Source organism: Massilia sp. Root133 (genome assembly GCF_001426525.1).
GTDB lineage: Bacteria > Pseudomonadota > Gammaproteobacteria > Burkholderiales > Burkholderiaceae_D > Telluria > Telluria orientalis.
Genome location: NZ_LMEW01000001.1, coordinates 66,882 through 86,045 on the forward strand (window position 1 = coordinate 66,882; position 19,164 = coordinate 86,045).

At 68.4% G+C, this 19,164-nt stretch carries 19 protein-coding genes; 9 read left to right on the forward strand and 10 right to left on the reverse strand.

Annotated elements, in window-relative coordinates; translation table 11 throughout:
* Window positions 1-11: 11 nt before the first annotated feature.
* From ASD28_RS00295 to argS, 5 genes are read right to left on the reverse strand one after another with little or no spacing between them, the layout of a single operon-like run.
* Window positions 12-776 carry a biotin--[acetyl-CoA-carboxylase] ligase gene (locus ASD28_RS00295; protein WP_056122224.1) on the reverse strand — a complete coding sequence of 255 codons (765 nt, stop codon included), beginning with the start codon at window positions 774-776 and terminating at the stop codon, window positions 12-14.
* A complete protein-coding gene (locus tag ASD28_RS00300; RefSeq protein WP_056122227.1) occupies window positions 773-1,567 on the reverse strand; it encodes an SDR family oxidoreductase in 795 nt (264 codons plus the stop codon). Before ASD28_RS00300 ends, ASD28_RS00295 begins: the two co-directional genes overlap by 4 nt.
* Complete coding sequence (locus tag ASD28_RS00305) at window positions 1,564-2,241, reverse strand: thiol:disulfide interchange protein DsbA/DsbL (RefSeq protein WP_056122230.1); 678 nt, start codon at window positions 2,239-2,241, stop codon at window positions 1,564-1,566. The genes ASD28_RS00300 and ASD28_RS00305 overlap by 4 nt, the downstream gene beginning before the upstream one ends.
* Window positions 2,242-2,250: 9 nt before the next feature.
* On the reverse strand, window positions 2,251-2,961 hold the full coding sequence (locus tag ASD28_RS00310) for an SPOR domain-containing protein (RefSeq protein WP_056122233.1): 711 nt from the start codon (window positions 2,959-2,961) through the stop codon (window positions 2,251-2,253).
* A 23-nt stretch (window positions 2,962-2,984) separates the two neighbouring features.
* On the reverse strand, window positions 2,985-4,697 hold the full coding sequence (gene argS, locus ASD28_RS00315) for an arginine--tRNA ligase (protein ID WP_056122236.1): 1,713 nt from the start codon (window positions 4,695-4,697) through the stop codon (window positions 2,985-2,987).
* A 197-nt stretch (window positions 4,698-4,894) separates the two neighbouring features.
* On the opposite strand from argS, the gene rsmB reads away from it, so the two are divergent.
* From rsmB to ASD28_RS00355, 8 genes are all read left to right on the forward strand, one after another.
* Window positions 4,895-6,463, forward strand: a complete 1,569-nt coding sequence (rsmB, locus tag ASD28_RS00320) for a 16S rRNA (cytosine(967)-C(5))-methyltransferase RsmB (protein WP_082577025.1) — start codon at window positions 4,895-4,897, stop codon at window positions 6,461-6,463.
* Window positions 6,464-6,499: 36 nt separating this feature from the next.
* Window positions 6,500-7,063 (forward strand): DUF4390 domain-containing protein, encoded by a 564-nt coding sequence (locus ASD28_RS00325; protein WP_056122239.1) that lies wholly within the window; start codon window positions 6,500-6,502, stop codon window positions 7,061-7,063.
* Window positions 7,064-7,066: 3 nt separating this feature from the next.
* A complete protein-coding gene (locus tag ASD28_RS00330) occupies window positions 7,067-9,355 on the forward strand; it encodes an ATP-binding protein (protein ID WP_056122242.1) in 2,289 nt (762 codons plus the stop codon).
* A 178-nt stretch (window positions 9,356-9,533) separates the two neighbouring features.
* On the forward strand, window positions 9,534-10,286 hold the full coding sequence (locus tag ASD28_RS00335; protein WP_056122245.1) for a response regulator: 753 nt from the start codon (window positions 9,534-9,536) through the stop codon (window positions 10,284-10,286).
* Entirely contained in the window at window positions 10,276-10,683 is a 408-nt protein-coding gene (locus tag ASD28_RS00340; protein WP_056122249.1) for a hypothetical protein, read from the forward strand. The genes ASD28_RS00335 and ASD28_RS00340 overlap by 11 nt, the downstream gene beginning before the upstream one ends.
* Window positions 10,684-10,852: 169 nt before the next feature.
* On the forward strand, window positions 10,853-11,110 hold the full coding sequence (locus ASD28_RS00345) for a DUF3567 domain-containing protein (RefSeq protein ID WP_036235350.1): 258 nt from the start codon (window positions 10,853-10,855) through the stop codon (window positions 11,108-11,110).
* 152 nt (window positions 11,111-11,262) lie between these two features.
* Window positions 11,263-12,030, forward strand: coding sequence for a class II glutamine amidotransferase (locus tag ASD28_RS00350; protein WP_056122253.1), 768 nt, complete (start codon window positions 11,263-11,265; stop codon window positions 12,028-12,030).
* Between the two features lie 90 nt (window positions 12,031-12,120).
* Window positions 12,121-13,401, forward strand: coding sequence for an EAL and HDOD domain-containing protein (locus tag ASD28_RS00355; protein ID WP_056123560.1), 1,281 nt, complete (start codon window positions 12,121-12,123; stop codon window positions 13,399-13,401).
* Window positions 13,402-13,407: 6 nt separating this feature from the next.
* On the opposite strand, the gene ASD28_RS00360 is transcribed toward ASD28_RS00355, so the two are convergent.
* Window positions 13,408-13,827, reverse strand: a complete 420-nt coding sequence (locus tag ASD28_RS00360) for a DUF2141 domain-containing protein (RefSeq protein ID WP_056122256.1) — start codon at window positions 13,825-13,827, stop codon at window positions 13,408-13,410.
* A gap of 55 nt (window positions 13,828-13,882) precedes the next feature.
* Between ASD28_RS00360 and ASD28_RS00365 the strand changes: the two genes are divergently transcribed.
* Window positions 13,883-14,389 carry a sterol desaturase family protein gene (locus tag ASD28_RS00365; protein WP_056122259.1) on the forward strand — a complete coding sequence of 169 codons (507 nt, stop codon included), beginning with the start codon at window positions 13,883-13,885 and terminating at the stop codon, window positions 14,387-14,389.
* Here the strand turns inward: ASD28_RS00365 and crtB are convergent.
* From crtB to ASD28_RS00385, 4 genes are read right to left on the reverse strand one after another with little or no spacing between them, the layout of a single operon-like run.
* The gene (gene crtB, locus ASD28_RS00370) at window positions 14,313-15,260 is read right to left on the reverse strand and encodes a 15-cis-phytoene synthase CrtB (protein ID WP_056122262.1); all 948 of its coding nucleotides are present in this window, start codon (window positions 15,258-15,260) and stop codon (window positions 14,313-14,315) included. The genes ASD28_RS00365 and crtB overlap by 77 nt on opposite strands.
* The gene (locus tag ASD28_RS00375; protein WP_056122263.1) at window positions 15,257-16,744 is read right to left on the reverse strand and encodes a phytoene desaturase; all 1,488 of its coding nucleotides are present in this window, start codon (window positions 16,742-16,744) and stop codon (window positions 15,257-15,259) included. Before ASD28_RS00375 ends, crtB begins: the two co-directional genes overlap by 4 nt.
* The gene (gene crtY / locus ASD28_RS00380; RefSeq protein WP_056122266.1) at window positions 16,741-17,910 is read right to left on the reverse strand and encodes a lycopene beta-cyclase CrtY; all 1,170 of its coding nucleotides are present in this window, start codon (window positions 17,908-17,910) and stop codon (window positions 16,741-16,743) included. The genes ASD28_RS00375 and crtY overlap by 4 nt, the downstream gene beginning before the upstream one ends.
* Entirely contained in the window at window positions 17,907-19,163 is a 1,257-nt protein-coding gene (locus ASD28_RS00385; RefSeq protein ID WP_056122270.1) for a glycosyltransferase, read from the reverse strand. The genes crtY and ASD28_RS00385 overlap by 4 nt, the downstream gene beginning before the upstream one ends.
* Window position 19,164 lies beyond the last annotated feature (1 nt).

The window sequence follows — 19,164 nt, forward strand, 5'->3', positions numbered from 1 at the left end:
CCTCCCGGACATCAATCCTTCGTGCGCAGCGATACGTCGCCGGCCACGATCGTCACACGACCGGCCGCGGTGTCGAGCATCAGCCGCCCCGTGTCGTCCACGCCGGCAGCGAGGCCCTCGTGCTGCACCTCGCCGCGGTCGAGCAGGACGACCGGCCGGCCCTGCCACGCGTGCAGCGTGTTCCAGCGCGCGACGAAGGCGGCGAACCCGTCGCGCGCGAACAGCGCCAGCGCCTCGGCCAGGCCGTCGAGCAGCGTGGCCATCAGCTCGTCGCGGTCCATGCGCGCGAGCCACGGCATCGCGGCGGCGCTGCGGCCGATCCTGTCTTCGAGTGTGTCCGGCATCACGAGGTTCACGCCGATGCCGACGATGGTCCACGCGGCGCCGTCCGCCGCCACCTGCGTCTCGACGAGGATGCCGGCCAGCTTGTCGCCGTCCTTGAGCACGTCGTTCGGCCATTTCAGCTGCACGCTCTGGCCGAGTCGGCCGAGCGTTTCCGCCAGCGCGACACCGATCGCGAGCGGCAGGCCGGCCAGGCCGCGCAGCCCGCCGGCGAAGGGCCAGGCCAGCGAGAACGTCAGCGAGTGACCCGGTTCGGACAGCCAGCTGCGTCCCGCGCGGCCGCGGCCCGCCGTCTGGTGTTCGGCGACGAGCAGCACGGGTGCCGTCAACCGGGGCGCGCGCGCCAGCAGGTCGGCATTCGTCGACCCCGTTTCCGCCACCACCTCGACGGCGACGCCGGCGCGCGACAGCGCCATGATGCGGTCGGCGTTCATGGCGCCACCTTGCCGGATTTGGTCGGCGCGTGCGCGAATAGCGCGTCGAACAGGACGTTGGGCAGTAGGCGCAGGACCTTGGCGACGACGCCCATCGGCCACGGGATCACGCGGTAGCTCGTGCCGGCGTCGATGGCGCGGGCGGCCGCGGCCGCGAAGCGGTCCACGGGCATCAGGAAGGGCATGGGAAAACGGTTCTGGCGGGTCATCGGTGTGTCGATGTAGCCGGGCGCGATGGTCACGACCCGGATACCGTGGGGTTGCAATTCGAGGCGGAGCGATTCCGCATAGGTGTGCACGGCGGACTTCGACGCGCAGTAGGCGCCGGCGCCCTTCATGCCGCGGATGCCGGCCACGCTGCCGATGGCGACGAGGCGGCGCGGGCCGCGGTCGTTGACTTCCCTGCGTTTCATCGTCTCGACGAACGGCGCGAACGTGGCGACGGTGGCCGTCACGTTGATGGCGAAGATCTCGGCGAACCGGGACAAATCGTCGGGCCGTTCGGTCAGCGTCCCGGCCGAGACCCCGGCGCTGGCGATGACGATGTCGGCGCCGCCTTCACGCGCGATGAAGTCGGCGGCGGCCGCAGCCAGTGCCGCATGGTCCGTCACGTCGACGGCGTAGATGTGGTGAGCGGTGGAGAAGGGCAGCGCGTGCAGGGCATCCGCGCGGCGGCCCAGCAGGCCGAGGATGGCGCCGCGCGCCGCGTACTCGCGCGCCAGGGCGGCGCCGATGCCGCTGGACGCGCCCGTGATGAATACGCGCAGCCGGCGGCGCCGCGCCGCGGTCATTTCCTGTCCGCTTTCGCTTTCGCGACGAGGAAGTCCATCACTTGCAGGGCCGTCTGCTGTTGCTGCGCTTCCGTCGTGCCCTCGGGCGCGCCGGCGCCCGCGTGCGACGGCGACGTGACAAAGCGGCCGTCGACGACGACGAGCGGCCAGCGGTCCACGCCGTACGAATCCATCATCGCGCCAGCGCGGCGCAGCTTCGCCTGGATGCCGAACGAGCGGTACGTGTCGACGAATTTCGCGCGGTCGATACCGTTCTGCGCCACCCAGTCGAACACCTGCTCGTCGCTGGACAGGCGCAGGTGCTGCTGGTGCATGGCGTCGAACACCTTCTGGTGGTACTGGTTCAGCAGGCCCATCGCGTCGAGCGTGTAGAACAGGCGCTGCTGCGGCAGCACGCTGGCGCCGCCCTGGATGTGGACGCGCTTGAACACGATGTTGTCGCCCTGCTTTTTGACCCACGCTTCGAGCGCGGGCTCGAATGCGTAGCAGTGCGGGCAGTAGTAGGCGAAGAACTCGATGACTTCGACCTTGTTGCCCGCGTCGGTCGGCTGCACGGAAGGCAGCACGAGGTATTGCGCGCCCGCCTGCGGATCGGCGGCCGATGCGGACAGCGTGGCGGATCCGGCCGCGAGGCCGAGGAGGGCGGTGCAGAACAGACGGCGCGTCAGAGACATCGCGACCCCTTATCGTTGGTTACGCACGATGGCGACGTCGACGCCGCTGTCGAGCAGCTTGGCACGCGCCTTGTTCATGGCTTCGACCTGGTTGTACGGGCCGAGGCGCACGCGGTGCAGCACACCGCTGTCGCTCGTGCGGTCGCTGATCGCGGCTTCGAAGCCGAGCAGCGCGAGCTTGGCGCGGGTCGCTTCCGCATCCGACAGGTCGCGGAACGCGCCCGCCTGCAGATAGTAGATGTACTCGCCGCCGGCGGCGGCAGCGGCAGGGGCGGCGGCCGGTGCCGCGGGGGCCGCCGACGCGACGCGCGTCTCCGGCTTCGGCTCGACCCTGGCCGGTGCCGGTGCCGGCTCCTTCATCGCGGCGATCGCCTGGCCCAGCGGATCGGCGTCGGCCGGCCTGGCGCTCGGTGCCGGTGCGGCATCGCTGCCGCCGGAACGCGCGGCCGCCTTGTCCGTGATCTCCTTGTTGGCCACGCGCGCGGCGTCGCGGTTGGCGTACATCGGCTTGTTCGGGTCCTGGGCCTGGCCCGGCGCGGGATCGGCCGGGCGGCCCGCCTTGACCGTCTTGTCGGTGAACGGCGAGGCGCCCTTGGTGATCGTCAGCGCGACCGCGACCGCGATGCCCAGACCGACGATCAGGCCGATGATAAGGCCAGTGAGCGTGCTGCCCCGCTGGCGCGTGAAGGAGGATTGCGAGCGATTACGGAAAGCGGTCATGTAGTACGGTGTGGTTAAAACGCTTACATTTTCTCCGGCGCCGAAACGCCGATCAGGGCCAGGCCGTTGCGCAGCACCTGGCGGATGGCGGCCGCCAGCGCGAGGCGCGCGAGCTTGGTCGGCTCGTCGTCGTCGAGCAGCCACTTGTGCGCGAAGTAGTAGCTGTGCAGTTCGCCGGCCAGGTCGCGCAGGTAGAACGCGACCTGGTGCGGGCCCAGCTCGACGAGCGCGCGCTGCAGCATCTCCGGGTACGCGGACAGCTTGGCCAGCAGGCCGGATTCGTGCGCATTCGTCAGCGGAGAGAGATCGACGTCGGCCAGTTGCGCCACGTCGCCGCCCCAGTTCGCGAGGGCCGAGCAGATGCGCGCGTGGGCGTACTGCACGTAGTAGACGGGGTTCTCGTCGTTGGTGGCGAGGGCGACGTCGACGTCGAACACGAATTCCGTGTCGGCCTTGCGCGAGATGAGGAAGAAGCGCACGGCGTCGCGGCCGCGGGTCACGTCGCCGTTGCCCGACCATTCGATCAGGTCGCGCACCGTCACGTACGAACCGGCGCGCTTGGAGATCTTGACCTCCTCGCCGTTCTTCATGACGGTGACCATCTTGTGCAGCACGTAGTCGGGATAGCCCTGCGGGATGCCGATGTTCACGGCCTGCAGGCCGGCGCGCACGCGGGCGATGGTGCCGTGGTGGTCGCTGCCCTGGATGTTGATGGCCTGGTCGAAGCCGCGCTTGAATTTCTGGATGTGGTACGCCACGTCCGGCACGAAATACGTGTAGGTGCCGTCGGACTTGCGCATCACGCGGTCCTTGTCGTCGCCGTAATCCGTCGTCTTGAGCCACAGCGCGCCGTCCTGTTCGTAGGTCACGCCGGCGTCGACCAGGGCCTGCACGGCCGCTTCGACCTTGCCGTCGGTGTACAGCGAGGATTCGAGATAATAGTTGTCGAACCTGACCCCGAACGCTTGCAGGTCCTGGTCCTGCTCGTTGCGCAGGTAGGTGACGGCGAAACGGCGGATCGATTCGATGTCGTTCGTGTCACCGCTGGCGGTGGCCGGCTGGCCGTCGCTGGCCGCCACGGTCTTCTTCGCGAGGAAGTCGTCGGCGATGTCCTGGATGTAGTCGCCGTTGTAGGCCGATTCCGGCCATTCGATGTCGCCCGGACGGAAGCCGCGGGCGCGCGCCTGGACCGAATTGGCCAGCGTCAGGATCTGCACGCCGGCGTCGTTGTAATAGAACTCGCGCGTGACCTGGTGGCCCTGCGATGCGAACAGCGACGACAGCGCGTCACCCAGTGCCGCCTGGCGGCCGTGGCCCACGTGCAGGGGCCCGGTCGGGTTGGCCGACACGAATTCGATGATCACGTGGTGGCCGTCGCCCGAGTCGCCGCGGCCGAAGGCGTCGCCCTGCTGCAGGACGGTCTTCACGACCGACTGCTTGGCGCTTGCCGCCACGCGCAGGTTGATGAAGCCCGGGCCGGCCACGTCGGCCGATTCCACGAGACCCGCTGCCTTCGGATCGGCCAGCAGCGCGGCGACGAGGCGGGTGGCCAGTTCGCGCGGGTTCGTTTTCAGCGGCTTGGCCAGTTGCATGGCGATGTTGCAGGCGATGTCGCCGTGCGACGGATCGCGCGGGCGCTCCAGGACGACGTTAGGGCTGAGGTCGCTGCCGGCGACAATGGGAGCCAATGCGGCCTGGAACAGGGCAACGATCTCTTGTTTTTGTTGGGCTAACATGAACTGTGGTCGAAAATGTAATGGTCGGTGCAGCGTGGTCGGTGCGGCGCGGTGGCGGTGCCACTGGCAGGCTAAGCGATCATTATACTGGTTTGCCGCAACGCGCAAACCATCCGGGGCACGGGCACAAGCCTCGCTTAAGCCTGCGCAACGCGTAACCGTTACAATGAGCGTCTTTATGCATTGATCGATTTGCCATGACCGAAAAGCGCCCGACGCTCACTCTCAAACCCAAGGCCGGCGGCCGCAACGGCGGCAAGAAGGCCGGCCCGGCCCGGCCGGGTGGCGCATCCGGCAAAGGGCAGACCGCCCCGCGCGGCCCCGGCGGCACGCCGCCGCGCGGCACGCAACAGGTCGAGCCGGCCCCGCGCGACGCCGGCTACGCGCCGTCCCGCCCCAAGGACGAGGGCGCGCGCCTGCGTCACAGCCATGAGGTCAAGGCCCACGTCCAGCTCGATTACAGTCCCGACCTGCGCACGGATTCCCTCGCGTTTGCCCTGCTGGGCGCGGCGAGCAGCCTCGCGCGCGTGCGCGCCGGCACGGCGCTCCCCCAGGCGCTGGCCGAGGTGTTCCAGGCGTATGACGCCCCGCCGCAGGCGCGCGGCGCCATCCAGGACATCGCCTACCGCGCCATGCGCCAGCTGGGGCGCAGCGAGATCCTGCTTGGCCTGATGACGAGCAAGGCGCCCGAGCCCGCCATGCTGGCCGGCCTGCTGGAATGCGCGCTGGCGCTGCTCGACCCGCCCGAAGGCAGCGAGCCGCCTTATGAAGCCTTCACGGTCGTCGACCAGGCCGTCTTCGCCAGCTCCGCCCACCCGGATTTCGCGCACGCGAGGGCGATGGTGAACGCCGTGCTGCGCCGCTTCCTGCGCGAGCGCGAGCAGCTGCTCGGCGCCGCGCTGCGCGACCAGGTCGCCCAGTGGAATTACCCGCAATGGTGGATCGACTCGGTGCGTACGGCGTACCCGGACGACTGGCAGGCGATCCTCCAGGCGGGCAACCGCCAGCCGCCGCTGACCCTGCGCGTCAACCGCCGCAGGACGGACGTCGACACGTATCTGAATACGCTGGCTGCGGCCGGCATGCGCGCGGAGCAGGTGGGCCCGAGCGCCGTGCGCCTGGCGCAGGCCGTGAACGTGGCGCAGATCCCCGGCTTTGCCGACGGCCTCGTGTCCGTGCAGGATGCCGGTGCCCAGCTGGCCGCGCCGCTGCTCGACGTGCACGACGGCATGCGCGTGCTGGACGCCTGCGCGGCGCCGGGCGGCAAGAGCGGACACATCCTGGAGTCGGCCGACGTCGACCTGACGGCGCTGGATGCCGACGCGCGCCGCCTCGTGCGCGTGGACCAGAACCTGCAGCGCCTGGGGCTGTCCGCGACCGTCAAGGCGGGGGCGGCGGAAGCGGTGGATTGGTGGGATGGTCGTCAATACGATCGTATCCTCGCCGACGTGCCGTGCACGGCGTCCGGCATCGTCCGCCGCCACCCGGATATTCGCTGGTTACGACGCAAGAGTGACACCCACCAACTTGCAACACTTTCCGGCAAAATACTCGACAATCTTTGGCAGATGCTGCGGCCCGATGGTAAATTGCTGTTCGTGACATGTTCGCTCTGGCCGCAGGAATCGGAAGCGCAGGCCGCCGCCTTCGCGGCGCGCCACGGTGCGGTCCGTCTCGACGCGCCGGGCCAACTGCTTCCTCGAAGTGGCGCCGGGCAGGATCATGACGGTCTGTTCTACGCCCTGTTCCAGAAGGCCGGAGCGTGAGTAATCCCGACAACGCTTTTTAAGGCTCTGGCCCTAGTGACTGTACGACTTTTCCGCCTCCTCGCCTGCCAGTTCTTGCTGGCATTCGCATGCGCAACGGCGCAGGCGGCCGACGGGATCGAAATCACCCGCGCCAGTATCGAGGCTTCCGACGACGGCTACCGGCTGTCCGCCGCCTATTCGTTCGACCTGACACCCGGCCTCGAGCAGGCCATCCAGCACGGCGTGCCGCTGTCCTTCACCACCGAGATCGAGCTGACCCGGCCGCGCTGGTGGTGGACCGACGACCACGCCGTGTCCTCGCGCCGCACGGTCAAGCTGAACTACGACGTGCTGTTCCGGGTCTATCACGTATCCGTCCCCGGCAGCATCCAGCAGAATTTCGACACGCTCGACGAGGCGCTGCTCGCGATTCGCCGGCCGACCCGCTGGCTGATCGCCAAGCCGGGGTCGCTGAAGCCGGGCGAGACCTACAACGTTACCGTGCGCATGTTCATGGACCGCGAATACCTGTTGAAACCGCTCCAGGTCGACGCCCTGAACAATTCCGACTGGCGCCTGGCCTCGCACAAGAAGACCTTCACCTACCGTGCGGAGTAAGCCGTGATCCGGGCCTTGCGCTATGCCCTCGTGATCGGCAGCGCGATCGCGTCGATCCTCGTTTTCCTCCTCGCCTCCGCATCCAGCAACACGGGCTTCTTCGCCCGCAATTTCGCCTGGCTGTTCGGCCTGATCATCGTCGTCGCCGGCGCGCTGTTCGTGCTCGTGCTGGTCGCGTTCTGGCGCCTCTATTCGCGCTACAGGGCCGGCAAGTTCGGCTCGCGGCTGATGGTGCGCCTGATGGTGCTGTTCGGGGGGATCGGCATCCTGCCCGGGGTCGTCGTGTTCATGGTGTCGGTGCAGTTCGTTTCGCACTCGATCGAATCGTGGTTCGACGTCAAGATCGAGGCCGCGCTCGACTCCGGCCTGAACCTGTCCCGCGCCGCCCTCGACGAGGCGCTGGCCGACCTGAGCGCCAACGCGGGTACCGTTGCCGCCACGCTGGCGGGGCAGGGCGAACAGGATGCCCAGACGATCCTCATGCGTGCGCTCGACGACAGCGACGGCATGCAGAGCGCGCTGCTCTTGAATGCGGCCGGCAAGCCGGTCGCCAGCGCCACCGAGGACCGCCGTGCCGTCGAGTCCGCCGACCTGCCCACGCCGCAGATGCTCAAGCAGGCCAAGATGCCCGGCGGTTACGCCCGGCCCGAAGGCGGTATCGACGACGACTTCCGCGGGCCGCACGACGAGCCGCCCAGCGCCCTCGACGCCGCCACCGACCTGCGCCTGCGCGTGGTCGTGGCCGTGCCCGAGCCGCCCGGGATGGAAGCGCGCTACCTGCAATTGACGCAGTCCGTGCCCGTCAACCTGGCATCGAACGCCGCCGTGCTGCGCACCGCCTACCGCGAATACCAGGAACGCTTCGCGGCGCGCCGGGGCCTGAACAAGATGTACATCGGCGAACTCACGCTGACCCTGCTGCTCGCGATCTTTTCCGCCATCGGCGCCTCGTTCCTCATCGCCGGCAACCTGGCGCAGCCGCTGCTCGTGCTGGCCGAGGGCACGCGCGCCGTCGCGGAAGGCGACTTGTCGCCGCGCCCGATCGTCGAGACCAACGACGAACTGGGCACGCTGACGCAATCGTTCAATGCGATGACGGGCCAGCTGTTCGAAGCGCGCTCCGCCGTCGAACGCAACCGCGCCGCGCTGGAAAGCGCCAAGGCCCACCTGGAATCCGTGCTCGCCAACATGTCGGCCGGCGTGATCGTGATGGATGCCGATGGCGTCGTCGTCAACTCGAACGATGCCGTGCACCGCATCCTGGCGGTCGACGTCGCGTCGCTGGCCGGCCGTCCGCTCGACGCGATCGAGGGGCTGGAAGTGTTCGCGGGCGCCGTCACGCGCGCCTTCTCGGCGCAGAGCGCGCAATCGGCCGCGGGCCGCGGGCGCGGACGGGCGCATTGGCAGCAGCAGATCGAGATCCCGCGCCGCCCCGGCACCGACGACGACCATGACCTCACCCTGCTCGCGCGCGGCTCGCGCCTGCCGGTGGGGGCGGGCAGCGGCTTCATCGTCGTGTTCGACGACATCTCCGACGTGATCTCGGCCCAGCGCTCGGTCGCCTGGGGCGAGGTCGCGCGCCGCCTCGCGCACGAGATCAAGAACCCGCTCACGCCGATCCAGCTGTCGGCCGAACGCCTGCAGATGAAGCTGGCCGACCGCGTCGACCCGGATGCGGCGGCACTCCTCAACAAGGCCACCGACACCATCGTGAGCCAGGTGGCCGCGATGAAGCGCATGGTCGACGACTTCCGCGACTACGCGCGCACGCCGCCGGCCGTGCTGCACCCGCTGGACCTGAACGACCTGATCGACGAGATCCTGAACCTGTACCTGTCCGAGGATGGCTCGGACGTGATCCACCCGTCGCTCGCCCCCGGCCTGCCGCGCGTGATGGGCGACGCGACCCAGTTGCGCCAGGTGATCCACAACCTGCTGCAGAACGCGCAGGACGCGCTGGCCGACCGCCCGCCGCAGGACGACCCGCCCCGTATCGACATCGTGACGGAGGCCATCCACTATGTCGGCGCCGACGGCGGCACGGGCACCGCGGTGCGCCTGGCGATCGTCGACAACGGGCCCGGCTTCGCGCCCAGGATCCTGTCGCGGGCGTTCGAACCGTACGTCACGTCGAAAGCGCGCGGCACCGGCCTGGGCCTGCCGATGGTCAAGAAGATCGTCGACGAACATGGCGGCCGGATCGACGTCGCCAACCGCGCCGACGGAAGTGGCGCTTCGGTATCGATTTTGCTGTTAAAGTTAGCGCCAGAGGCGAACTTGGCCGAAGCGTGAATCGCGCATAAAATCTTGGCTGGAACGGGCGCCTCGAAAAACCGTCGCGAGCGGCCGCAATGCGGTTCGAGAAGCGCAGCTGTACGAAAGTACAGCGAGCATCGCAGGACCGCAGTGCAACGCGCAGCAGGTTTTTCGACGTGCCCGGAGAGAGTCAGATCATAAAAGGCATAACAAGATGGCGAACATACTCGTAGTTGACGATGAAATGGGCATCCGCGAACTGCTCTCGGAAATCCTTGGCGACGAGGGACACGCGGTCCAGCTGGCGGAAAACGCGCAGCAGGCCCGCCAGGCGCGCCAGCAGGGCACCCCCGACCTGGTGCTGCTCGACATCTGGATGCCCGATACCGACGGCGTCACCCTGCTCAAGGAGTGGCAGCGCGACGGCCTGTTGACGATGCCGGTCATCATGATGTCCGGCCACGCGACCATCGACACCGCTGTGGAAGCGACCCGTATCGGCGCCCTGAATTTCCTGGAAAAGCCGATCGCCCTGCAAAAACTGTTGAAAGCGGTGCAGCAGGGCCTGCAGCGCGGCCAGGAAGTGGCGCGCGCGCCGGCGATCGCGCCGCGTCCGATGGCGACCGTCGCCTCCGTCTCCGCGCCCGTGCCGGAGCCGAGCGCCGTCGCGCAGCCGATGTATGCGCCGCAACCGCAGGGCGGCTCGATGGGCGCGTCGATGGGCATGGTGCGTCCCGTCAGCAATGGCGAGGCGCACGCGCACGGCTACACGCTGTCGTTCGACCTGCCGCTGCGCGAGGCGCGCGACGCGTTCGAACGTATGTACTTCGAACACCACCTGGGCCGCGAAGGCGGCTCCATGACGCGCGTGGCCGAGAAGACGGGCCTGGAACGGACCCACCTGTACCGCAAGCTCAAGCAGCTCGGCGTCGAACCGGGCAAGCTGGGCAAGAAGAGTGCACAGTAATCCCGGCGGCCGGGACGATGCGCGCACCGTCCTGACGCTCGTCACCGGTCCGGGCGCCGCCGCGCGCGAAGCGGCCATCGCCGCCCACCTTTCCGATCTGCATGAAGACCGCCCGGCGCCCATCATGCAGGCCATCATCCTTGAAGGCCTCGCGTCCGGCATCTCCCCCCTCGACGACCTTCCTCCCGGGCAGACGCTTGCGCGGATCGCGCCCGGTTGCCTGTGCTGCACCGGCAATCTCGTTTTGCGTGTAACATTGAATCGACTGCTGCGCCAGCGACCCCGCCGTATCTTCATCGGTGTCGCGGACAGCGGGCATCTTGATCAGTTGCGATCGTGGCTCCAGTCCGAGCCATACGATCAGCTGTTACGGCTGACTTCCGACCTGAAGGCCTGAATCTTCCGCAGCGTGTTGATGGCATTCGTAACAAGTTGTAGAGGTTCTTGAATTCGGTTCGTCGTGGCCCCACCTCGTAGTTGAAGTGGAAAGAAAGTGGAAAGGCCAGCAAAGCGCCGTCCGCCGCCGGGCGGTCCTTGCACCCATCTGATCGAGTGAAGGAGTCATCATGAACATGATCTATAACAGCGAACAGTACAGCGTTGTCGAATTTGGCGTCGATCACAATCTCGAAGCCCTGCGCTTCGGCGGCTACGAGATCGTCGACAAGTCCGGCCGGCGCGAAGCGTTCATCGGCGGCAAACTGGCGCAAGCGTTCCGGCGTGATGTCAACAACCTGATCGCGAGCGAGCCGACCATGGAGGAAATCGACGATTTCCTGGGCTCGTACGATACCCTCATGAGCCAGCCCGTCGTCCTGCACTGAGTCTCCCCCCGGGCCGGACAGGACGTCCGGCCACTGCTCTGCCGCACCTGCGTTACGCAGCCTCGTTCGGGCCGGCGACGCAGGGCACCAACCGCATTTCCAATCCCATTTTCCTCGTACGGCTTTGCGTTCGCGCATGGTAAGCTTGACCCATGTGTCAGCTACTCGCCATGAATTGCAATGTCCCGACGGACATCGTGTTTAGTTTCACCGGCTTCGCCCATCGCGGCGGACGCACGGACACGCACCACGACGGCTGGGGCATCGCGTTCTTCGAGGGATCCGGCGTGCGCCATTTCGTCGATCACCAGGCCGCCATCGCGTCGCCGATCGCGGAACTGATCAAGCATTACCCGATCAAGTCGCTGAACGTCATCGCCCACATCCGCAAGGCCACGCAAGGCCAGGTGGCGCTGGAAAACTGCCATCCGTTCGTGCGCGAGATGTGGGGCCGCTACTGGGTGTTCGCCCACAACGGCGACCTCAAGGGCTTCGAGCCCGTCCTCGACGGGCCGTACCGCCCGGTGGGCAATACCGACAGCGAGCGGGCTTTCTGCTTCCTGCTGCAGCAATTGCGCGACCGTTTCGGCGACACGCCCCCCGCCATGCCCGTGCTGCGCGCCGCCATCGCCGACCTCGTCGCCATCATTGCGCGCCACGGCACGTTCAACATGATGCTGTCCGACGGCACGGCGCTGTTCGCGCACTGCTCGACGAAGCTGTGCTACGTCGTGCGCAAGTATCCGTTCACGGCCGCGTGCCTTGCCGACGAAGACCTGTCCGTCGATTTTTCCCAGGTGACGACGCCGAACGACCGCGTCGCCATCATCGTCACGACGCCGCTCACGACCAACGAGACGTGGACGGAATTCGCGCCGGGTGAATTGAAGGTATTCGTGGACGGCCTGCCGCAATCCTGACAAAGTTTTTTACAGGAAATCATTTTCACATAGTCACCGGGCGGCGGAATGCGTTAAAGTAGCTACGTTCCCTTGCTACAAGAGTCCATGATGACCGATACCGCCGCGAGCCTGGACCACGCGAACTACCCTCTGCGCGTGCGTGACTTCTACCTGGGGCGCCAGCCGGTGCTCGACCGCAACCAGGCCCTGTACGGCTACGAGCTGCTGTTCCGCAGCGCGCGCCAGGGCGAGGCCGACGAGACCGGCCTGTCCGCGACGGCCGCCGTGATCGCCCATGCGGCGCAACTGGGCCTCGCGCGCGCGATCGGCGATGCCACCTGCTTCCTGAACGTGGACGCCGAAGTCCTCGCGAGCGACATCTTCGCCTTCCTGCCGCGCGACCGGACGATCCTCGAGATCGTGTCCGACGTCGTGCCGGACGACGGCCTGCTGGCGCGCATGCGCGCGCTCGAGGGCCACGGTTTCCGCTTCGCGCTGGACGGCGTCGACGGCGACAGCCTGCGCCTGCAACGCCTGCTGCCGCTGGCCGCCTTCGTCAAGCTGGACCTGCGCAGCGTGCCGCCAAGCGCATTGCCGAACCTCGTGCGCCGCCTGCACGGCATGGAAAAGACGGTGGTCGCGGAAAAGGTCGAGACGCGCGACACCTACCAGGCCGCGATGAACCTCGGCTTCGACTACTTCCAGGGCTATTATTTCGCGCGTCCGTCCGTGCTGGGCGGCCGCAAGCTGTCGCCGTCGCAGCTGGCCGTCGTCGACCTGATGAACCTCGTGATGTCGGACGCGGACAATGCCGACATCGAAAAGGCCGTCAAGCGCGACGTGACGCTCGCGCTGAACCTGCTGCGCCTCGTGAACACGCCGGCCGTGGGCGCGACGCAGCGCATCGATTCCGTCAGCCAGGCCCTGCTCGTGCTGGGCCGGCGCCAGCTGCAGCGCTGGCTGCAGATCATGTTGTATGCGGAGCCGGCCACGCGCGGCCACAACCAGACGCCGTTGCTGATGCTGGCCACGACGCGCGGCCGCCTGATGGAGCTGCTGGCCCAGCGCCTGCGCCCCGGCCAGCGCGCCGTCGCGGACATCGCGTTCACGGTCGGCATCATGTCGCTGATGAACGTCCTGTTCGGCATCCCGATGACCGACATCGTCGAACAAATCCCCGTCAGCGACGAAGTGCGGCAAGCCCTCGTGGGCCGCGCCGGCTTCTTCGGCGAGCTGCTCAAGCTCGCCGAGAGCATCGAGCAGGCCGACGAGAACACGGAACTCGTGCTGCCCACCTTGAAGGAGCTGCAGATCTCGGGCGACGACATGATCGAGCTGGAGATGTCGGCATTCCAGTGGAGTGATTCCGTGGTTCGTTACGCCATCTGAACCGGCTTAATGCAGCCGCACCGTCGCCGCCGCGGCCTCAGCGTGGATGGGCATGGCGGCATCGTCGAACGACGGTGGGCCGAAGCGCCCGCGCGCGTCGCGGCTGAACCCATAGTTCTCGCTCGGGATGCCGATCAGGTTGCGGTCCAGCTCTCCGTTCGCGTTCTCGTCCTGGTAGGCCAGCACGGCCCACGTCCCCGGCGGCACACCCTTGATCGTCACGACCGTCTCGCCGTCGCGCGCGGGCACGCTGCCCGTGTACGCGCACTGCTTGAGGAAGCGCTCGCGGTCGCACACGGCCACGTTGACGTTGCCCTTGCCGCCGACCGTGTCGGTGACGTGGACGGCTATCGTCGCGGCGCCGGCGATCGTGGGCAGGGAGAAGAGCAGGGCGAAGTTAAGAAAAATCGTGAAACGAAACGTCATGAGGACCTCATGGGAAGTATGTTAGGCTCGGCGCATCTTCAATGAGGTGCGCGCCATGCTGTGGAATACCGTCATCGTCGTACTGACCGTCATCGCGATGGAAGTGTTTGCTATCGTCGCCCACAAGTACGTGATGCACGGCTTCGGCTGGGGATGGCACCGCTCGCACCACGAACCCCGCACGGGGTGGTTCGAGAAGAACGACCTGTACGCCGTCGTGTTCGCGGGTGTCGCCATCGCGCTCATCCATGCGGGCACGCAAGGAAGGCATCCGCTCGAATGGATCGGCGCCGGCATGACGGCCTACGGTGCGCTGTACTTCATCGCGCACGACGGCCTCGTGCACCAGCGCTGGCCTTTCCGGTACGTGCCGCGCCAGGGCTATCTGAAGCGGCTCTATCAGGCGCACCGGATGCATCACGCGGTGGCGGGCAAGGAGGGCGCCGTGTCGTTCGGCTTCCTGTACGCGCCGCCCATTGCCGCCCTCAAGCGCCAACTGCATGCGTTGCACGGTGGCGCGCCGCGTGCCAGAGTCCAGTCGGACGAGCACCCGGCTTCCTGAACCGCGACGCGAGCGCGTCGACCCCGCCCAGCGCCAGCAGGCGCAGTTTCGTCGCGCGCGACGTGCCCGCGCGCGTGTCCCAGGCGCGCGCGCCGCGCCGCTTCACTTCGATGCCGATCTCGCGATACACCCGGCGCGCCGTCGCGATGGCCCAGGCCGACCGCAGCGGCAGCGCGGCGACGCCGTCCATGGCCGAATCGTAGTAGGGCTCCGCATGGTCGACGAGGCGCGCGGCCACGCGCGCGAGCGCCGCGCGGTGCCGCTCGTGCGCGACGTCGGCGGTGGGGATGCCGGCCTCGCGCAGCCACCCGGCGGGCACGTAGACGCGGCCGACGCGCGCATCCTCGACGATGTCGCGCGCGATGTTCGTCAGCTGGAACGCGAGGCCGAGGTCGCACGCGCGGTCCAGTACCGCCGCGTCGCGCGCACCCATGATCGAGGCCATCATCAGCCCGACGACGCCGGCCACGTGGTAGCAATAGCGCAGGGTGTCGTCGATCGTCTCGTAGCGCGCATCGGCCGCATCCATCGCGAAGCCGGCCAGGTGGTCGAACGCGTGGTGCGGCGAGATCGCGTGGCGCAGCGCGACGTCCTGGAACGCCGCGAATGCCGGGGCGGATTGCGGTTCGCCCGCGTAGGCGCTGAGCGTCTGGTTGCGCAGGCGCTCGACCTGGGCCGCGGCGTCGGCCGGCGCAGTCGTGTTGTGGCCCAGCGCCTGGCCGTCGACGACGTCGTCGCAATGGCGGCACCACGCGTACAGCATCAGCACGCTGCGGCGGGTGTCCCTGTCGAACAGTTTCGCGGCCGCCGCGAAGCTCTTCGAGCCGACGCGGATGGTCTCCGTCGCGTGATCCAATAACGCTTCGCTCATGCCTGTGCCTCCAGCATCAGGCCGGCCGTCGCCTTCGCGGACCCGATCACGCCGGGCACGCCCGCACCCGGATGCGTGCCCGCGCCCACGAGGTACAGATTCGACAAATCGGCATCGCGGTTGTGCGGCCGGAACCACGCGCTTTGCGTGAGGATCGGTTCGAGCGAGAACGCGGAGCCGAGATGGGCGTTGAGTTCGTCGCGGAAGTCGAGCGGCGTGAAGATGCGGCTCGTGACGAGCTGGCTGCGCAGGCCCGGCATGTAGCGCTGCTCCAGATAGTCGAAGATGCGGTCGCGGTAGCGCGGTCCCTCGACCGTCCAGTCGATCGGCGCATTGCCCAGGTGCGGCACCGGTGCCAGCACGTAATGGCTGCCGCAGCCCGGCGGCGCCAGCGACGCGTCCGTGATGCAGGGCGCGTGCAGGTACAGCGAAAAGTCGTCGGCGAGGGCGTTGCCGCCGAAGATCTCCGTGATCAGCTCGCGGTAGCGCGGGCCGAAGCACACGGTGTGGTGGCGCAGCTGGTCGTGGTGGTGGTCTAGGCCGAAGTACAGCACGAACAGCGAATTCGAAAAGCGCTTTTTACGGAGCGCATCGGCCTGCGCCGCGCCGCGCGGGTGTGCGCCGAGGAGATGCGCGTACGTGTGCACGACGTCCGCATTCGATGCGACGGCATCCGCCTTGAACAGGCGGCCGTCGTCCAGCCGCACGCCGGTCACGCGCGTGCCTTGCGTCTCGATCGCGGCGACGGGCGCATTGAGTTCGATGCGCCCGCCCAGATCCTCGAACAATTCGACGAGCCCGCGTACCAGCGCGCCGGTGCCGCCGCGCGGGAACCATACGCCCCACTGGCGTTCCAGCGCGTGGATCAGCGTATAGATCGACGACGTGGCGAATGGATTGCCGCCCACGAGCAGCGAGTGGAACGAGAATGCTTGTCGCAGTTGTTCGTCCTGGATGAAGCGGGACACGATGCCGTACACGCTGCGCCACGCCTGCAGGCGCGCGAGCTGCGGCCCGGCCGAGATCATGTCGCGGAACGACAGGAACGGCATCGCGCCCAGTTTCAGGTAACCCTCCGCGAACACGGCCTGCGAATAAGCGAGGAAGCGCCGGTAGCCGGCGACGTCGGCGGGGTTGCGCGCGTGGATCTGGCGGTCCAGGGCCTCCTGGTCGTTCGCGTAATCGAAATGACTGCCGTCTTCCCAGCACAGGCGGTAGAACGGAGAGACGGGCAGCAGCTCCACGTAGTCGGCCATGCGCCGGCCGGCCGCCGTGAACAGTTCTTCGAGCGCGGACGGATCCGTGATGACGGTGGGGCCCGCGTCGAACACGAAGCCTTCGTCCTCGTACACGTAGGCGCGGCCGCCCGGCTTGTCGCGCTTTTCCAGCAAGGTGGTCTGCACGCCCTGCGCCTGCAGGCGGATGGCCAGCGCCAGGCCGCCAAAGCCGGCGCCCACGACGACGGCGGTGTTCGATGCGTTCATGCGGATGTCCCGATCTGGTGAGGGTGGATGCGGCGCGCCGCGTCCAGTGCCTGCAGCACGGGGACGGGCGGCTTGCCGGACAGGATGCGCGCCTTGTCAAACAGGGTCGTGCGGCCCGCGTAGAAGCGGGCGATCAGGGGGGCGGGCAGGCGATAGAAGCGCTGCATCACGCGCCAGCGCGCGTCCGGGCTGCCGGCCAAAAACAGCATGCGGTTCAGCAGGCGATAAAAGCCTTGCCCGCGCCACGCGGCACGCGCGTCGGCGCGGATCGCACCGAACAGCGCGGGGGCGTCCATGACGGACAGTCCGGCGAGACGCCGTGCCAGCCGCAGCGCATGCGGCAGCGAGTAGCCCGTCGTGAAGTGGAACAGCCCGGCGCGCAGGCCGGCGCACGGCTGGCCGTGCAGGTGGTGCCAGTAGCGCTCGACGTCGCCCGCCAGCACGATCGGCAGCGCGCCGTGTTCTTCGCGCAGGACCTGCGTGATGCGCCAGCCGCGTTGCGATGCATAGGCAGCGATGTTGGCGCGCAGGTGGTCCGCGTCGCGTGCGGCGGCGTCGACGTAGTGCGTGTCCTCGATCAGCAGCCGGTCCGGCCCGAACGGCAGCACGTAGACGAAGCGGTAGCCGCCCTGCTGCGCGACACTCGCGTCCATGATGATGGGCGCCGCCAGCCCGTGCGGCGCCGCGAGGCGCACTTCCTGGCCGAGGAACGTCTGCCAGCCCAGCGCGAGGCCGGCATCCGGCAGCGGGCCGCGGCCGTCGATCACGGCGCGCGCGTGCAGGAACGTGCCGCCGTCCAGCTCCACGTGCGTCGGCGTCAGCGCCGCGACGCGCGCCTGCGTGCGCAGCGCGGGGCCCAGTGCGGCTTCGATGACGCGCGCGAAATCGGCCGATGCGATGCTGCAGTAGTCGCCCTCCAGCGTGCGCGCATGGTCGGGAAAGCGCACGTCGTAGCGCGGCCAGCGCTGCGTGACCAGCGGCGCGATCCAGTCCAGTTCTTCCGCATCGAGGTCGCTCGCATGGAACGACCACGTGTGGTTGCCGCCGATGTGCGCGTCCTGTTCGAGCAGCAGGATCCGCAGGTCGGGGCGGTGCGTGCGCAGGCGCCACGCGATCAGCCCGTTGGCGAGGCCGCCGCCCGCGAGGATCAGGTCGTAGGCGCTCATGACAGCGCCGCTTCGACGATGTCGGCCGCGCGCGCCGTGCCGCCGGCCAGCGCTACCTTGGCGGCCAGTGGTTCCAGGCGCTGCGTGAACGTCGGGTCGTCCAGCAGGCGGACGAGGTGGCGCGCGAGCTGGCCGGCGCCGGTAAAACGGGCCGACGCCTGGATGCCCACGCCCGCATGGCGCATGCGCGCGGCGCCGCCAGGGTGGTCGAACGCGATGGGCAGCGCGAGCATCGGGGTCTTTGCGGCGACGGCGTCCATCACCGTGTTCCAGCCCGCGTGCGAGATGACGGCGTCCGCCCGCGCGAGCGCGGCTTGTTGCGGCGCGAAGTCCGTGACCCACGTCGCGCCGGCCTTCAGCAATGCCGTTTCGTGGCGCTTGCCGAGGCCCCCGCAATGGGCGAGCAGCAGCTGCACGCCGGCTTCGCGGCAGGCCTTCGCGATGCGCAGGAACAGGCCGAAGCGCCCGCCCTGCATCGTGCCCAGCGAGGCGAACACGAACGGACGATCGGCGGCGATGGCGGGCAGCGTGCGCGTATCCGGACGGTCCGCCACCGGCCGCAGCGGCCCCACGTGGTGGAAATGCGGCGGCAGCGCGCGGCGCGGGAATTCGAAGGCCTCCACCGTCTGGCTGATCTGCGCGCGCGGCGACAGGAACTCGTGCAGCATCCCGCGCACCGGCACGCCGAGGCGGCGCGACTGCGCTTCGACGGCGCGCCGGTGCGGCCGCATCATCCAGTCGTACACGCGCGTGCTCTCTTCGACGATCTTCAACGACTTCGCATCGGTGCCGGGACCGAACGGCATGACGGGCAGCGGGATGCCGGGCTCGCGGTTCACCGGCAGCGCGCACGCGATGGAGATGAAGGGCAGGCCCAGCGCCTCCGCCACGAGGCCACCCGCCGCTTCCATCTGGTCGGCGAGGAGGGCGTCGATGCGGAGCCGCTCGACGGCGGCCGGCAGCGTCTCGCACAGCATCGTCGTCGAGCGGGCCATGTCGCGGATCACGCGCGCGACGCCCAGCGGGCCGCCGGGATTCGCCGCAAGGCGCATGGACGCCGCCAGCGATCCCGGGGGATGCGTGGCCGTGCCGACGGCGTGGAAGCCGATGCGCGGGTCGCGCACGAACATGGCCGCGTCCGGCCGGTGGATGAACGTCACCTTGTGGCCGCGGTCGACGAGCGCGCCCGCCAGCGCACTCAGGGTCGTGAAGTGGCTGAGGAAGGCAGGCGCGACGACGCCGAAGTGGGCCACG

Excerpts from the sequence above, each read along its gene's own strand:
- ASD28_RS00295 (WP_056122224.1), bottom strand. The coding sequence starts at position 776 with ATGAACGCCGACCGCATCATGGCGCTGTCGCGCGCCGGCGTCGCCGTC.
- ASD28_RS00300 (WP_056122227.1), bottom strand. The coding sequence starts at position 1,567 with ATGACCGCGGCGCGGCGCCGCCGGCTGCGCGTATTCATCACGGGCGCG.
- ASD28_RS00305 (WP_056122230.1), bottom strand. The coding sequence starts at position 2,241 with ATGTCTCTGACGCGCCGTCTGTTCTGCACCGCCCTCCTCGGCCTCGCG.
- ASD28_RS00310 (WP_056122233.1), bottom strand. The coding sequence starts at position 2,961 with ATGACCGCTTTCCGTAATCGCTCGCAATCCTCCTTCACGCGCCAGCGG.
- argS (WP_056122236.1), bottom strand. The coding sequence starts at position 4,697 with ATGTTAGCCCAACAAAAACAAGAGATCGTTGCCCTGTTCCAGGCCGCA.
- rsmB (WP_082577025.1), top strand. The coding sequence starts at position 4,895 with ATGACCGAAAAGCGCCCGACGCTCACTCTCAAACCCAAGGCCGGCGGC.
- ASD28_RS00335 (WP_056122245.1), top strand. The coding sequence starts at position 9,534 with ATGGCGAACATACTCGTAGTTGACGATGAAATGGGCATCCGCGAACTG.
- ASD28_RS00345 (WP_036235350.1), top strand. The coding sequence starts at position 10,853 with ATGAACATGATCTATAACAGCGAACAGTACAGCGTTGTCGAATTTGGC.
- ASD28_RS00350 (WP_056122253.1), top strand. The coding sequence starts at position 11,263 with ATGTGTCAGCTACTCGCCATGAATTGCAATGTCCCGACGGACATCGTG.
- ASD28_RS00355 (WP_056123560.1), top strand. The coding sequence starts at position 12,121 with ATGACCGATACCGCCGCGAGCCTGGACCACGCGAACTACCCTCTGCGC.
- ASD28_RS00360 (WP_056122256.1), bottom strand. The coding sequence starts at position 13,827 with ATGACGTTTCGTTTCACGATTTTTCTTAACTTCGCCCTGCTCTTCTCC.
- ASD28_RS00365 (WP_056122259.1), top strand. The coding sequence starts at position 13,883 with ATGCTGTGGAATACCGTCATCGTCGTACTGACCGTCATCGCGATGGAA.
- crtB (WP_056122262.1), bottom strand. The coding sequence starts at position 15,260 with ATGAGCGAAGCGTTATTGGATCACGCGACGGAGACCATCCGCGTCGGC.
- ASD28_RS00375 (WP_056122263.1), bottom strand. The coding sequence starts at position 16,744 with ATGAACGCATCGAACACCGCCGTCGTCGTGGGCGCCGGCTTTGGCGGC.
- crtY (WP_056122266.1), bottom strand. The coding sequence starts at position 17,910 with ATGAGCGCCTACGACCTGATCCTCGCGGGCGGCGGCCTCGCCAACGGG.